This window comes from Pseudomonas wadenswilerensis (assembly GCF_024749185.1).
Classification (GTDB): domain Bacteria; phylum Pseudomonadota; class Gammaproteobacteria; order Pseudomonadales; family Pseudomonadaceae; genus Aquipseudomonas; species Aquipseudomonas wadenswilerensis.
The window spans coordinates 1,316,320-1,329,047 of sequence record NZ_CP087191.1 but is presented as its reverse complement, the minus strand read 5'-3'; the positions used below and the strand labels follow the sequence as shown (position 1 = coordinate 1,329,047).

Below are 12,728 nucleotides of genomic sequence, written 5' to 3'. Positions count from 1 at the left end.
GAGGTTTTGCTGCAGAAGGAGACGTTTGAATGCCTTACCAACCGAACGAACTGCTATCGAGTCACTTCAGGAACAACGGAATCGACCTGAGCAAGATTGAAGAACAACTGAACCTGGTCGCGCCCAACAGCCCCAACCTGCCGCTGTACCGCGACATGATGCTGACCGTCCTGCGCATGGCCCATGACGACCGCAACCGCTGGAACGCCAAGATCACCCTGCAAGCCCTGCGCGAGCTTGATCACGCCTTTCGCACCCTTGAACAGTACAAGGGGCGCCGCAAGGTCACGGTGTTTGGCTCGGCTCGAACACCCATTGAACACCCGATGTATGCCCTGGCCCGAGAACTTGGCGCAACCCTGGCACGCTCCGACCTGATGGTGATTACCGGCGCCGGTGGCGGCATCATGGCCGCCGCCCATGAAGGCGCAGGGGTGGAACACAGCCTGGGCTTCAACATCACCCTACCCTTCGAGCAACATGCCAACGCCACGGTGGACGGCACCGACAAGTTGCTGCCGTTTCATTTCTTCTTCATTCGCAAGCTGTTCTTCGTCAAGGAGGCCGACGCCCTGGTCCTGTGCCCAGGCGGGTTCGGTACCCTGGATGAAGCCCTGGAAGTACTGACCCTGATCCAGACCGGCAAAAGTCCGCTGGTGCCGGTAGTACTGCTGGATTCGCCAGGCGGCACCTTCTGGCAGGAAGCCCTGAATTTCATCACCCGCCAACTGGAAGAGAACCGCTACATCCTGCCCAGCGACATGAAACTGCTGCGCCTGGTGTACACCGCCGACGAAGCGGTGGAAGAAATCAACCAGTTCTACAGTAACTACCACTCCAGCCGCTGGCTGAAGAACCAGTTTGTGATCCGCATGCAGCATCCGCTCAGTGAAGCGGCATTGTTTGATTTGCAGGAAGGGTTTGCCGATTTGCGCCTGAGCGGCAACTTTCATCAGCACGCCTACGGAGGCGAGCAGCATGACGAAGCCCGCTTCAGTCATTTGACACGCCTGGCCTTTGCCTTTAACGGGCGCGATCAGGGACGCCTGCGCGAACTGGTGGACTTCATCAACCTGTCGGAAAACTGGGCCAAGCCGGAGCCCATGCACACCACCCAACGGGCACGTGAAGCGCTGAAAGTCACCTGAGCCGTCAGTCGTCCAGCCCTCGGCCGCTCAACAGGCGGCCGACCGACTCCATGGAGAAGCCACGGTAAACCAGAAAACGGGTTTGCTGTGCGCGGCTGCGCGGATCGACAGGTAACTGGCCGGCAAACTTGCGCTGCCAGACATCCAGTAACCGGGCCGACCAGTCCACCCCGCATTCACGCAGGGCCTGGTCGATATCACCACGGTGCAGCCCGCGCTGGCCCAGCTCTTCACGAATACGCGCAGGGCCATAGCCCGAGCGTGAACGGTAGCTGATGAAGCTTTCCAGGTAACGGGCTTCACTGAGCAGGCCCTCTTCCGTCAGACGGTCGAGCTCCTGATCAATCAATTCGGGGGGAGCGCCGCGCTGACGCAACTTGCGCGTCAGCTCGACTCGACCGTGCTCGCGACGTGCGAGCAGGTCCATGGCTGTCCGCCTTACGGCGACGGGGGTATCGAGTACGGCGGACATGGGGGCGATCAGTAGGCGTCAGCTTCGGCCACATCGTCTTCAGGCTCAGCAGTAACCGCAGCAGCTTTGCCAGCCGCTTCAACGGCACCGGCATTCAGCAGCTTGTCGCGGATCTGCTTCTCGAGAGTCGCGGCGATTTCCGGGTTCTCCTGGAGGAACTTGGCCGAGTTGGCCTTGCCCTGACCGATCTTGCTGCCCTGGTAGCTGTACCAGGCACCGGCTTTTTCCAGGAAGCCGTGCAGCACGCCGAGGTCGATGATTTCGCCGTTGCGGTAGATGCCCTTGCCGTAGAGGATCTGGAACTCAGCCTGACGGAATGGCGGCGCCACCTTGTTCTTGACGATTTTGACCCGGGTTTCGCTGCCGACCACTTCGTCGCCTTCCTTCACCGCGCCGGTACGGCGGATGTCGAGACGGACCGAAGCATAGAACTTCAGCGCGTTACCACCGGTGGTGGTTTCCGGGCTGCCGAACATCACGCCGATTTTCATGCGGATCTGGTTGATGAAGATCACCAGGCAGTTGGCATTCTTGATGTTACCGGTGATTTTACGCAGCGCCTGGGACATCAGACGAGCCTGCAGGCCCACGTGCATGTCGCCCATTTCGCCTTCGATCTCGGCCTTGGGTACCAGGGCTGCCACGGAGTCGACGATGATCACGTCAACAGCGTTGGAGCGCACCAGCATGTCGGTGATTTCCAGGGCCTGTTCGCCGGTGTCCGGCTGCGAGACCAGCAGGTCGTCGACGTTGACGCCCAGCTTGCCGGCGTATTCCGGGTCCAGGGCGTGCTCGGCGTCGACGAAGGCACAGGTAGCGCCAGCTTTCTGTGCCTGGGCAATCACCGACAGGGTCAGGGTGGTTTTACCGGACGACTCAGGGCCGTAGATTTCGACGATACGACCTTTTGGCAGACCGCCAATGCCCAGGGCAATGTCCAGGCCCAGGGAGCCGGTGGAAATGGCCGGAATCGCCTGGCGCTCGTGATCGCCCATGCGCATGACCGCGCCTTTACCGAATTGACGCTCGATTTGCCCCAGGGCCGCAGCCAAGGCGCGCTTCTTGTTGTCGTCCATTGAAGTCCTCACGTAATCGATAGGGCCTGACGGCCAGAACACCTGTATAAGTAGCCAGTATTATTCCACAGGGTTTTCTTCCCGCCTACCCCCGATGTGCGATTTACTCTGCACCAAGCTGTAACAAGCCCTCTAGCGCGGCGATTACCGTTTGTCGGCGAACCGCGTCACGGTCGCCGTCGAAGTGCCTGCGCTCGCTGCTGACATCGCTGCCATCGGCCCAGGCCAGCCATACCGTACCCACCGGTTTCGTCGGCGAGCCGCCATCAGGCCCGGCCACGCCGCTGACCGCCACGGCAAAACGCGCGCCACTGGCGGCCTGGGCGCCACGGACCATGGCCTCGACCACTTCCTGGCTGACCGCCCCTACTTGAGCGAACAGCGCCTCGGGCACCGCCAGCTGGCGGGTCTTCTGGCTGTTGGAATAGGTTACGTAACCGGCTTCGAACCAGGCCGAGCTGCCCGGAATGCGGGTAATGGCCTCGGCAATGCCACCACCGGTGCAGGATTCGGCCGTAGTCACCTGGGCATTGAAGCGGCGCAGATGTTCCCCCAGGCGGGCGGACAGTGCAGTGATCGGGTCCATGACAAGCTCCTTGTTCAGTGCAGATGCTTGCGCCGCGCCAGTACCTCACGAGGGAAGCGAAACAGCAGGTTGTAACTGAAGAATGCCATCACATAGAACGCCAACAGTGACAGCATCGCGACAAATGGAAAGAACGCCACGCTCAACCCGAAAAAGCGAAATTTCCTCGAGTGAGTGGCAAAGTCGGTGAACGTAAAATAGTTCTGGTAGATCAGAAAAGCATCCAGCAGCACACAACCCAAGGCGATCACGGCATATTTGCCGATAGAGACCTGAGGAGGCGCAGCCGGCTGCAGCCGCGATCGCCTCATGATACCTACCGTGATCCACAAGGAGAAAACCGGAGCCGCCACGGCAATGTAGTTGCCGATTGCCTTGGCCGTCAGCGGGAAGAGCGACGACCAGACACCCACCTGGCCAAACAAACAGCCATCGAGAAATCGGTCAAGCTCGAAGTAGAAGCCCTCATGTGCCTCGGCAGGTACCCGCCAGGCCAACAGCAAGATCGGTAGCAGGCTGACGGCAATCAGCAGGTACGGGATATGCAGGTAGGCACCCTGCTGTTCGCTCCCTTTCAGCACATTCATCCTTCAATCCGCCCTTTCATTTGCTCGTCAGGGTGCTACTGCATTGAGCACCATCTGATTGAATGACTCCATAGCCTGCGCATCGATATAAGACGAAACGGCAGCCAGAATCACCCCCGTGGCAATGATACCCGCACCAGCGGCCAAGCCGGGTGCCAGCACCAGCGCCAGGCCCGCCCCCAGCACTGCACCGGCGGCAGCCCCCACCAGCGTACCCACGGCAATGCTTTCAAGCTCGAGAAAAAACGGTTTCCATTCACCGCTGCTGAAACCGCTGGCCGCCTTCTGCGCCAGGGTCGTTGCCTGGACCACTTTACCGGTGACGCCAAAGGCCTTGCCCAAGCGTTGCAGGTTGTCGGCATAGGTTGCCGCATCCAGGGCGTTGAGGGCCTGGGCGATGGCGGCGGTGTCCTTCTGGTTCATCTTGAAGCCCGGGTTGCGCGTGAGTTTTTCAAACGCCTGCATGGCTTGATCGTAGCTTTTGACCGTCTTGCCAGCGATGCCTTGCTTCAGTTCCTCTGCAGCCTTGCCCATCTGTGTGCCGAAGCGGCTGGAGACTTCCTTGCCGACATCACTGGCAAAGGCCAACGCACTTTTGTACGCCTCCTGCTCCGCGGCCTCGCGCGCTTGCGCCTGCAGCTTGTCGAGCTTTTCCTGAAGCATGGCATTGGCACTGAGGTCGACATGCAGGCTCAAGCCAGCGGTCAGCACGTCCAGTACCTGGTCGATGGCAGGCGGGATCTGCTCGTCGTCGAGGGTTTTCAACTCAGCGACCATCTTGTCGATGTTGCGCTCGAGCAGCTCGCTGCCGGGCGAGGTGGACAGGCGCAGGCGGTTGAACTTGATCAGTTCATCGCGCTTGGCCATCATCCCTTTCACCGCACTGACGGAGCGTTCAAGCTTTTGTGCCGGGCTCAGGGCAGCATCACTGCCTGCCGCGGCTTCGGCGGCTTTTTGCTCGGCGTCGAGGGTAGCCGGCAGGTTGCGCTCCTTGACCACGAAACTGCCGCGAATCTCGTCGCGCACTTCCAGGATCTGGTAGGGAAGAATGCCCCAGACCCCTACGCCAACATCGTAGTAGGCGTCGATACTGGGCCAGCCGTCCCCGGACAACACCGATTCGACGATGGTGGAGTTGAACACCACCGCGCCATTGAACGCCGGGCCGGCGGTTTTGCTGACGCCGTCGATCGATACCGACACGGAACCGACCACGGAGCTGATATCACCAGCGCCCCAGAAGCCGCCGAGTATCCCGCCACTACCGGCACCACCACTGCCGTTGCCGGTGTTGCCCGGCGGAATGCCACGATCGACAACAATATTCTTTTCACCCATTACAAAGTCCTTTTCGTTGAAACGTCATTAAATAAATGTGCGCTCAGCGCACCAGCCCGCGCACGTACGCCTGGCAAGCGCGCAAGGCGATCAGTCCGCGGTCACCGTCTTCGGTGATGGCGATAATTCGTCGAGCATGCGCCGGGTCAAGTCGGGCGCGTACGGGGTCATGATCCACGCTGCCGGTGCCGGCGGTGGCAGGCAGGCCGGCGCAACCGGCGGCGTCGCGCTCGACCAGGACCGACAGCCGCAGGTCAGCAGTAGCCAGGCGATCACGCAGGCGTGCCTGAGTCTGTTGGGCATCGAGTAGCTCCTGATAATGGTGTTGCTCACTGACCTCCAACCGTTGCGCCAGCCCCTGGCGTTGCAGGCGTTCGGCGACCAGTTGCGCGGCAGCGGATTCGGCCTGTGCTTGCCATTCCCGCCCATGCAGTTCGGCTTGCTCCGCCAATTGCCGGCCCATGCGCCAGCCCTGGACCTGCCAGGTCAGCGCACAGGCCAGCAGCGTCAGCAGCAGCAATGCTCCGAGCTGCAGGCGGTTCAACACAGCACCTCACGGGCCCGCGCCCAGAGTCTCAGGCGATCCTCCAGGCCGTTGAGCCCGCCATTGATATGCCGGGTGATACGATTGAATTCGCCGCGGTCTGCCAGTTGATTGAGGCCGCGCGAGTGCCAGAACCAGGCCGCCGACTCAGCCGCCCATTGCGGCTGTTCGAGCAGTTGCGGTTGCTTGAGCAGGCGCTCGTCACTGAACAGGGCCATGCTGCAGGCCCGATAGTTGTTGCGCCCGGTGACCTGGATCAGGCCGCGGCCGCAATACAGCTGGCCGTCGCCATCAGCTTCGGGGGTATTGCCCAGGCGCAGGGCCAGGGTGCCGGTGTCGTAGCGCGCCAGGTAGCGATCGTTGCCCAGCTCTTTCACATAGCGCAACTGGCCGGACTCATGCCCGATCTGGGCGAGGAAAGCCGCTTTGCGCCGCGGGGTGTCGATTTCCCAACGGGCCATGGCGACTTTCAACGCAGGAACGAAAACGCCCGCTTGCTGGCGGGCGTCGGGGAAAATCAATTTCAGCGTTTTTTCAGTTAGCTCCATAGATTCCTCACGCGTATTGCTAAGTCCATTCAACGGGAATCACCGCCCTTGCGCGGTCTGGCGCCCTTGGCCCGGGCCTTGCCCTGCTTGCCACCATTGCATTCGACCGTGGTCGTCCAGCCGGAAGCCGTGAACACCTGCTCCACCGACTCCACCAGGTACTCACCATCGAGTCCGATCTTGAAGCCCTTCAATTCCACGCTCCGCTCGGTAAACACATCTGTACGCCCGGGCATATCCAGACGGACACTGGCGGTACTGCGGTTGAGCGCCGCCAGCCTGGCTTTGGCCACCTGCTCGGCGGAGGCCTTGTCAGGGTAAAGGTGGCGGTCAGTGTGAACCGGCGCCATCCCCTGCGGCGTCTCGTCGTTCGCCAGGTCGACCACCACGAGCTGACCACTACGCTTGTCCTGATGGCGGGTCTGCACCGCCTTGTAAGTCCCCTTGTCGGCCAGGCGAAACTGCCAACGGGTGACGTCCGCACGACGCAGGCCAACCACGCCAAGCGCCTTGCCACTAGCGCTCTGCCCACCCTGACGCGGCAGCACCAGCAGGACGCCGTCGCCAATCTTGGCGGTGCAGTCGTACTGCTTGGCCAGGCGGGTGATGAAGTTGAAGTCCGACTCGTTGAGCTGATCGACCCGTAGCACCCTGGTCAACACCGGGCACGCCGGCTGCCAGCCGTTGCGTGCGGCAATGTCGCGCACGATCTGCTGCAACGGGATGCCCTCCCAGCTGCCGCTGCGCGTGGTCTTGCCGGTACCGCGCATGTCGCTGGCCTTGCCACGGATGACGATGCTGTCAGGCGGGCCGGATAACTCGACTTCATCCACCGTGTAGCGCCCCAGACGGGTCAACGTCTGACCGGCGTACCCCAGATGAACCTCGATGAGTGCCCCGCGTGCAGGCAAGGTAACCGCGCCATCGCGATCATCGATACGCAACTCGAAATCGTCCGACTCCATGCCAGGCTTGTCCGAGGTGCGCAGCAGCAATAAGCGATCATTGATTAGCGCAGTAATGTCGTTGCCATCGGCGACGATACGAAACACAGGTTGCATGGCTCATGCTCCAGAAAAGCAGACCCCGCACGAAGCGGGGTCTGCTGGTTGTACGCAAGTCCGGAGCGTCAGTCCCATAGCTGCACCGTGGCATTGGCAGCGTTGATCAGCTCTGGCAATTGAACCAGCACCCCGGCACGAAATGGCTGGGGTTCGTCGGCCAGCCCCTGATTGGCATTGAGCACCGTCTCGACGCTGCCATTGAGATGCCCGTAGTAGTGATGGCAAAGGGTGTCGAGCACGTCCCCTTCAGAGGTTCTGCAGGTCGTCGCCATAACTCACAAACTCCAATGTGAAACCCTGTTTTCGCGGGATGCCACCCGCCAGTAAGTTGCTCTGGTCTTCATCGATGCCGAGCAGGCACCAGTTGCCCAGCACCTCGCCGTAACCGGTGATCAGGCTCAGGGGACGTAACAGCCGTCCGATGCTGCGCAACGTCTGTAACTGGCCAAGGCCACCCTTGAAGGTCGGGAATATCGCCCCCCTGATATTGATTTTTTCCTCGCCAAGGCCCACCGCCTGCTGGGCAGCACTGCGCGTCAGGCGCTCCTGGCCGACCCAGCGAAAGCTGGTCTGGCGACGCAGCTCTTCGAAGGCCGCCGTATCGAGGTTGAAGTAGTAACCCGGCGACTCGCCATCCAGCGGTTGCAGGATCAACAAGTGCGGGAACGGTTTGACTGCCTCCGCAGCCGGTGTCACCTGAGGCGCAAAACTGCCGGTGGGCAGGATATTGCCCAGCGACGGGCTGATCTTGCCGGCAATTCGGTTGATCGTCGCCGCGGCCTTTGCAGCCTGCTCGCCGAATGCCTGAACCCGCTCCTGCACCTGCACCACCACGGCCAATCCCTGGTCGTATTTGGCCGAGACACGGTTGACGGTCGCTTGTGCGCTATGAATGGCGCGCATCGTACGTTGCAACTTTGCCCCGATGATCGGCCCGACAAATGGGATGGCCTCAAGCTCGGCGACTGCGCCGCTGATGTCGCTGACAGCACCGTTCATGGGCGCCAGCATTTCATCGGCGCTCCGCCGCCCCGCCTGCCCTGCCGCCACCACGGAGCTCAGCGCCGACTGTAACTGCTGCATGTAGGTCATGGACTCTCCTTAAACATACACATGTGGAACGTCGGACAACTGCCGAGAGGTCGCCATGCGCATCAGCTCCTCGAATTCACGGCGGACCAGGGCCTGCAGGTTCTGGGCGAGCAGCGCAGGGTCGGTAACACTGCCCTGGACCGTGATGGGCATGCTGGGGGTAAAGGTGAATTGCTGGGTGACCGATTGCGGCTGGGCAATGCCCTCCCCCGTTGGCTTGATGGGCGCTTGCAGAGCGTCGCTTGCAGGCATGGCACTCGCCAGAGAACGCGCGACATCGCCAGGCTGTGCCGCCACCGGTTTGCTGCTCTGATCCTGCTTGTCTGCAGGCTCTGCCTCTTGATCGGAAGACACCATGCGCTTGCCCAGCCAGCCACCAATTGCCTCGCCGGCCATGCCACCGAGCACGGCGCCAATCGATGTACCGATTACCGGGACGAACGAGCCGACGACTCCACCGATGACGGACCCGACCAGGCCGCCAGCGGCGGCGCCGTAACCCTCGGCTTTTTCTTCCGGAGTGTCGGCAGTCATGAACGTGGCGACAGTATTGATACCCGCCGTCAGCAACGCCGGGCCGCGAACGCCCTTGATCGCCGCACCAATCTTGCCAGCTGTCCCCACCGGGCTGGCGGGAGGCGCTGGCGGTGGTGTGGACGGACCTGGCGCAGGTGCTCTGGGCGACGGTGCCCGCCGAGTCGTTGAACGAGGCTGGCGTTGCGGTGCCCTGCGTTGTGACGTCCGGCCTTGCGGCGCCTTTCGTCCGTTTCGGGACGGCTTGCGTCGCTGACCCGGCTTTCTCACGCAACAACCCATGTCACTGGCATTGACGACGAACACATTGAGCGGGTCATTGAGCACATTCACGTTCGACAGATCACTGCCCTGCCCCGGATCATCCGCTGCGCCCACCGACGTCGGCTTGCCTTTGAGCCATTCAAGGCCTTTGCTCAACACACCCTTGGCAGCTTCACCGCCTTTGAGTGCGAGGAACGTCGTACCGAGCACGGTGGCACCCGCTATCAACCACTTGATCGCATCCGGAGCGCCAGTGAATGCCTTGGCCATGCCAGTCACGGTCTCGGCCAATCCATCCGTCAACGGCCGCATGGAATCACCCAGGCTGCGCAGCGATTCGTCAACTGCGTTGGACGCTTCGGTCAAACGCTGATCGGAAGTCCCCCGGCGTGCGACCAGATCCCTGTCGAGCACGCCCGTGGCCTTCGAGGGTTCCTTACTGTCCAGGGCCTGGTCCAATCCTTGGTTCTGCGACGCAGACAGGCTGTCGGCAACTCCTTCGCCGGTACCCTTGCGCTGAAACACAATGTGCTCCAGCGCCTTTTCCAGTTCATCCGGTCCACGCACCCGAGGGTTCTTCTGAACCTCGCCGACCAGGCGTGCCGCCTCCTTGGCTGACACATCCTGGCCAACCGAGAACTTGGCCGTCGCGGGGGCAAAGTCCAGGGCTTTATCCAGGCCCATCCCCGTGTCGAACAACTGCTTGATCAGCTCGGCTGCCTGGTTACGCTCCATCCCGGTTGCCTCGGTGATCGCCGCCACCTTGGCGATGATCGCCTGCTCCTGCGCCGAAGGGTCCGTTCCGTCGGCTCCCCCGGCGCTGATCGCAATGTCGCGGGTGATCTTTTGAAACTGTGCGCTGATCTGGGTGGGTAGCAGCAACGCCCGAGAGATCTTCAATGCCTCGCCGAGTACCGGAAGGTCCTCGATGACTTTCAGGTTGTCTCTCTCGGGTGCTACCTCCGTTGCCGGCGGCGCGGCCTTGTCCACAGCCACCGATACTTGCTGCTGACGAAACCGGCCCAGCGCAACGACTTGCTGCTCAAGCAGGTTCAGCGTTGCTTGCAGGTAGGGCCGCAGCTCACCCAACCAGGCGAAGCTGCCTTGCGACGCAGGCGTCCCGCCGTTGCGCAAGCTTAAGAGCCCAGCGTAAATGCTCTCCAGAACCCTGGTGTTTTTCTTGATTCGGTCTTCGACCGACTTGAACGCAATGCCTACCGTGAATGCGGCGGTGGCACCGAGCTCCAGTTTCAATGGCGGATTGCTCGTCATCTGATTCCCCTATAGCCACGCCACAGGCTTAATCCGAGAGCCACCAGACCATATCGCTGAACGACATGGTCATGATTTCAGCGGCAGTAAAGTTCAGCTCCCTGGCCAGGCGCTTTGCCGCCGCCCTCTGCACCCTGGGGTCAAACCTCGTCGTCTTGCACCAGGCGAAAATAACCGGCCTGCAAGCGGCTGTAGTCTTTCAGGGCAAGCCCTTCAAGGTCCTTGACCCCCACCTCGGCCAGCGAGGCAAAAAGGTTCAGCTCACGTTGCTCATCGTCACTGTTCGCCACCGATTGCGCGGAACGAATGTCACGTACGGTCGGTGCCCGCAGGGACAGGCTGTCGACGTGAACACCATTGGCCTCGGACGGCCTGGTCAACGTCACGACAACCCGCTCGGCGCTCACGGCCAGCCAGCTCGGCGTCTTGTTTGCTTGAGTCATGTGATCCCCTTACAGGCCCAGGGCCGAACGTTGGGCGGCGAGTTGGTCGACGCCATTGATGACGCGCTTCATGCCCAGCGGATCGATTTCGTAGACCAGGCGGCCATCGACTTCGAGCTTGTAGTAGGTCACGGCCACGTTGTGCTTGATCTCGGCCTTGTCGCCCGGCTTCCAGTCGCCCATGTCGATTTCTTTCAGCGCCCCGCGCAGGGTGACGATGACCGGGGTGATCTTGCCTTTGAGGCCTTTGAAGGCACCGCGGAAGGTGCCGTTGAAGGCCGAGCCGTCGGCCAGGCCGAAAAACTTCAGCGACTCGCGGCGCACGCCGGTAGTGACGAAGCCAGCTTCCTGCTTCTCCATGCCCTGGTCGATTTCAATCGCCATGTCCATGCCGCCGGCACGGTGCTCCTCCATCTTCAGGGTGAGCTTTGGCAGGGTCAGGCTGGGGACGTCACCTTGAAAGCTGACGCCATCGACGAACAGGTTCAGGTTCGCCAGGGTTTCGGGAATCATTGCCATGGTTATTGCTCCTTAAACGGCTTGGTCGAGGACTTCGGTCAACCACTGGTTGGTGACCTCGACACGGAAGTTCGGGTTCTCGGCTGGCGGCACGTCGGTGAAACGGATGTTCCAGTAGACCTTGCCTTGCTCCAGCTGGCTGGCGGTGTTCAGCTCGGGGTCGGCGAACACTTCGAAATTGATGATTGCGCCCTGGGCTTTCAGATCACGCATGAACGCCTGCAGACCTTCGGTCACATCCTTGACGTAGGTTGCGGTGATCGAGCGGTCGACTGCCCACTTGTGGCCGTAGAGGATCGCGTCCATGACGATGTCCATGGTCCGCACGCGGGTGACGAAGGCCCACTTCGGATCGCTGCTCAGGGTACGGTTGCCCCACAGGCGGAAACCGTCATCGCGGATCACGGTGGTGATGTTGGCGTTGTTGAGCAGGTTGGCCCGGCAGGTGGCATCGCCATCCAGGTATTCGATCGCGCGGCTGGTGCCGGTGATGCCGACGAACTCCTTGTTCGATGGCGAGGCCCAGAAGCCGTACTCGCTGTCGGTCCAGGCGAACAGACCGGCAACCCAGGCCGACGCAGGGGCATCGAGGGTCGCGCTCTTGCCGGTGTCCCAGTACTGCACGCCCGGGTCGACCAGGTAGGCACGCTTGGCGCCGAAGTTCTCGGCGTAGGCGATGGCCGCCTCGTCGGTGGTGTTCGGGCCATCGATAATGGCCAGGCCGCGCAGCTTGTCGGCCAGGGCCACCAGGGCAGTACCGACCGCCAGGGTGGCGCTGTGTTTTGGCGTCACCAGCAAGCGAGGCTGGGCGTTGAAACGGCTTTTGCCGTCCAGCAGCGCCTGCAGGCCGGTGCGTTTGCCGTCGGCCAGCACGCCGCCGATGATGGCCGAGGTCTGCGCCGCCTCTTCTTCAAGCTTGGCCACGCCGCAAGCGACGATCACCGCCTTGGCGCGGCTGTAGATGGCCTGGCAGGCGCGGGTGATTGCCGCATCGGCGCCGAACGCGGCGATGGCTTCACGCTCGCTGGTAATCAGCACCAGGTCGTTGGCCTTGGCGGTTGCGCCCGGGCCTTCGGTGAAGGTGTCGACCAAGCCGATGATCGAGGAAGAAGGCAGCGCGATGGTACGTGCGCCGGTGTCGACGTTGGTAACGGTAACGCCGTGGAAGAATCCACTCATGGGTAAGTCTCCAGAAATGCAAAGGCCCCGCAGTGCGGGGCCTTCAGAGGGTTTGTTGCGGA

Annotated in this window: 15 protein-coding genes; 1 reads left to right on the top strand and 14 read right to left on the bottom strand. The window is 61.8% G+C overall.

The features are described from left to right. The first annotated feature begins 29 nt into the window (after nucleotides 1-29). A complete protein-coding gene (locus LOY45_RS06055) occupies nucleotides 30-1,148 on the top strand; it encodes an LOG family protein (protein WP_115088333.1) in 1,119 nt (372 codons plus the stop codon). Between the two features lie 4 nt (nucleotides 1,149-1,152). Here the strand turns inward: LOY45_RS06055 and recX are convergent, their stop codons facing one another. The 14 genes from recX to LOY45_RS05985 form a co-directional block, all read right to left on the bottom strand. After that, nucleotides 1,153-1,620 (bottom strand): recombination regulator RecX, encoded by a 468-nt coding sequence (gene recX, locus LOY45_RS06050; RefSeq protein WP_038996683.1) that lies wholly within the window; start codon nucleotides 1,618-1,620, stop codon nucleotides 1,153-1,155. 8 nt (nucleotides 1,621-1,628) lie between these two features. Beyond that, on the bottom strand, nucleotides 1,629-2,696 hold the full coding sequence (gene recA, locus LOY45_RS06045; RefSeq protein WP_115088334.1) for a recombinase RecA: 1,068 nt from the start codon (nucleotides 2,694-2,696) through the stop codon (nucleotides 1,629-1,631). A gap of 103 nt (nucleotides 2,697-2,799) precedes the next feature. Continuing rightward, nucleotides 2,800-3,282, bottom strand: a complete 483-nt coding sequence (locus tag LOY45_RS06040) for a CinA family protein (protein WP_115088335.1) — start codon at nucleotides 3,280-3,282, stop codon at nucleotides 2,800-2,802. A gap of 14 nt (nucleotides 3,283-3,296) precedes the next feature. Further along, nucleotides 3,297-3,869, bottom strand: coding sequence for a hypothetical protein (locus LOY45_RS06035; protein ID WP_134063968.1), 573 nt, complete (start codon nucleotides 3,867-3,869; stop codon nucleotides 3,297-3,299). Between the two features lie 27 nt (nucleotides 3,870-3,896). Next, nucleotides 3,897-5,207: a colicin-like pore-forming protein gene (locus LOY45_RS06030; RefSeq protein WP_115088337.1), complete on the bottom strand. Its 1,311-nt coding sequence runs from the start codon at nucleotides 5,205-5,207 to the stop codon at nucleotides 3,897-3,899. Nucleotides 5,208-5,250: 43 nt separating this feature from the next. Further along, on the bottom strand, nucleotides 5,251-5,751 hold the full coding sequence (locus LOY45_RS06025) for a lysis system spanin subunit (protein ID WP_115088338.1): 501 nt from the start codon (nucleotides 5,749-5,751) through the stop codon (nucleotides 5,251-5,253). Further along, the gene (locus tag LOY45_RS06020) at nucleotides 5,748-6,299 is read right to left on the bottom strand and encodes a glycoside hydrolase family 19 protein (RefSeq protein ID WP_258578865.1); all 552 of its coding nucleotides are present in this window, start codon (nucleotides 6,297-6,299) and stop codon (nucleotides 5,748-5,750) included. The genes LOY45_RS06025 and LOY45_RS06020 overlap by 4 nt, the downstream gene beginning before the upstream one ends. Nucleotides 6,300-6,328: 29 nt before the next feature. Further along, the gene (locus LOY45_RS06015) at nucleotides 6,329-7,360 is read right to left on the bottom strand and encodes a phage late control D family protein (RefSeq protein WP_258578864.1); all 1,032 of its coding nucleotides are present in this window, start codon (nucleotides 7,358-7,360) and stop codon (nucleotides 6,329-6,331) included. Between the two features lie 68 nt (nucleotides 7,361-7,428). Further along, entirely contained in the window at nucleotides 7,429-7,635 is a 207-nt protein-coding gene (locus LOY45_RS06010; RefSeq protein WP_115088341.1) for a tail protein X, read from the bottom strand. After that, a complete protein-coding gene (locus LOY45_RS06005; protein WP_115088342.1) occupies nucleotides 7,610-8,455 on the bottom strand; it encodes a phage tail protein in 846 nt (281 codons plus the stop codon). The genes LOY45_RS06010 and LOY45_RS06005 overlap by 26 nt, the downstream gene beginning before the upstream one ends. 9 nt (nucleotides 8,456-8,464) lie before the next feature. Then, nucleotides 8,465-10,525 (bottom strand): phage tail tape measure protein, encoded by a 2,061-nt coding sequence (locus tag LOY45_RS06000; protein WP_258578863.1) that lies wholly within the window; start codon nucleotides 10,523-10,525, stop codon nucleotides 8,465-8,467. Between the two features lie 140 nt (nucleotides 10,526-10,665). After that, nucleotides 10,666-10,968: a phage tail assembly protein gene (locus LOY45_RS05995; RefSeq protein WP_134063980.1), complete on the bottom strand. Its 303-nt coding sequence runs from the start codon at nucleotides 10,966-10,968 to the stop codon at nucleotides 10,666-10,668. A gap of 9 nt (nucleotides 10,969-10,977) precedes the next feature. After that, entirely contained in the window at nucleotides 10,978-11,487 is a 510-nt protein-coding gene (locus tag LOY45_RS05990) for a phage major tail tube protein (protein WP_258578862.1), read from the bottom strand. 12 nt (nucleotides 11,488-11,499) lie between these two features. Further along, nucleotides 11,500-12,666 carry a phage tail sheath subtilisin-like domain-containing protein gene (locus LOY45_RS05985; protein ID WP_115088346.1) on the bottom strand — a complete coding sequence of 389 codons (1,167 nt, stop codon included), beginning with the start codon at nucleotides 12,664-12,666 and terminating at the stop codon, nucleotides 11,500-11,502. Nucleotides 12,667-12,728: the final 62 nt, after the last annotated feature.

Bases quoted from the DNA above. Each gene is read 5' to 3' on its own strand.
- LOY45_RS06055 (WP_115088333.1), top strand. From the start codon at position 30: ATGCCTTACCAACCGAACGAACTGCTATCGAGTCACTTCAGGAACAAC.
- recX (WP_038996683.1), bottom strand. From the start codon at position 1,620: ATGTCCGCCGTACTCGATACCCCCGTCGCCGTAAGGCGGACAGCCATG.
- recA (WP_115088334.1), bottom strand. From the start codon at position 2,696: ATGGACGACAACAAGAAGCGCGCCTTGGCTGCGGCCCTGGGGCAAATC.
- LOY45_RS06040 (WP_115088335.1), bottom strand. From the start codon at position 3,282: ATGGACCCGATCACTGCACTGTCCGCCCGCCTGGGGGAACATCTGCGC.
- LOY45_RS06035 (WP_134063968.1), bottom strand. From the start codon at position 3,869: ATGAATGTGCTGAAAGGGAGCGAACAGCAGGGTGCCTACCTGCATATC.
- LOY45_RS06030 (WP_115088337.1), bottom strand. From the start codon at position 5,207: ATGGGTGAAAAGAATATTGTTGTCGATCGTGGCATTCCGCCGGGCAAC.
- LOY45_RS06020 (WP_258578865.1), bottom strand. From the start codon at position 6,299: ATGGAGCTAACTGAAAAAACGCTGAAATTGATTTTCCCCGACGCCCGC.
- LOY45_RS06015 (WP_258578864.1), bottom strand. From the start codon at position 7,360: ATGCAACCTGTGTTTCGTATCGTCGCCGATGGCAACGACATTACTGCG.
- LOY45_RS06010 (WP_115088341.1), bottom strand. From the start codon at position 7,635: ATGGCGACGACCTGCAGAACCTCTGAAGGGGACGTGCTCGACACCCTT.
- LOY45_RS06005 (WP_115088342.1), bottom strand. From the start codon at position 8,455: ATGACCTACATGCAGCAGTTACAGTCGGCGCTGAGCTCCGTGGTGGCG.
- LOY45_RS06000 (WP_258578863.1), bottom strand. From the start codon at position 10,525: ATGACGAGCAATCCGCCATTGAAACTGGAGCTCGGTGCCACCGCCGCA.
- LOY45_RS05995 (WP_134063980.1), bottom strand. From the start codon at position 10,968: ATGACTCAAGCAAACAAGACGCCGAGCTGGCTGGCCGTGAGCGCCGAG.
- LOY45_RS05990 (WP_258578862.1), bottom strand. From the start codon at position 11,487: ATGGCAATGATTCCCGAAACCCTGGCGAACCTGAACCTGTTCGTCGAT.
- LOY45_RS05985 (WP_115088346.1), bottom strand. From the start codon at position 12,666: ATGAGTGGATTCTTCCACGGCGTTACCGTTACCAACGTCGACACCGGC.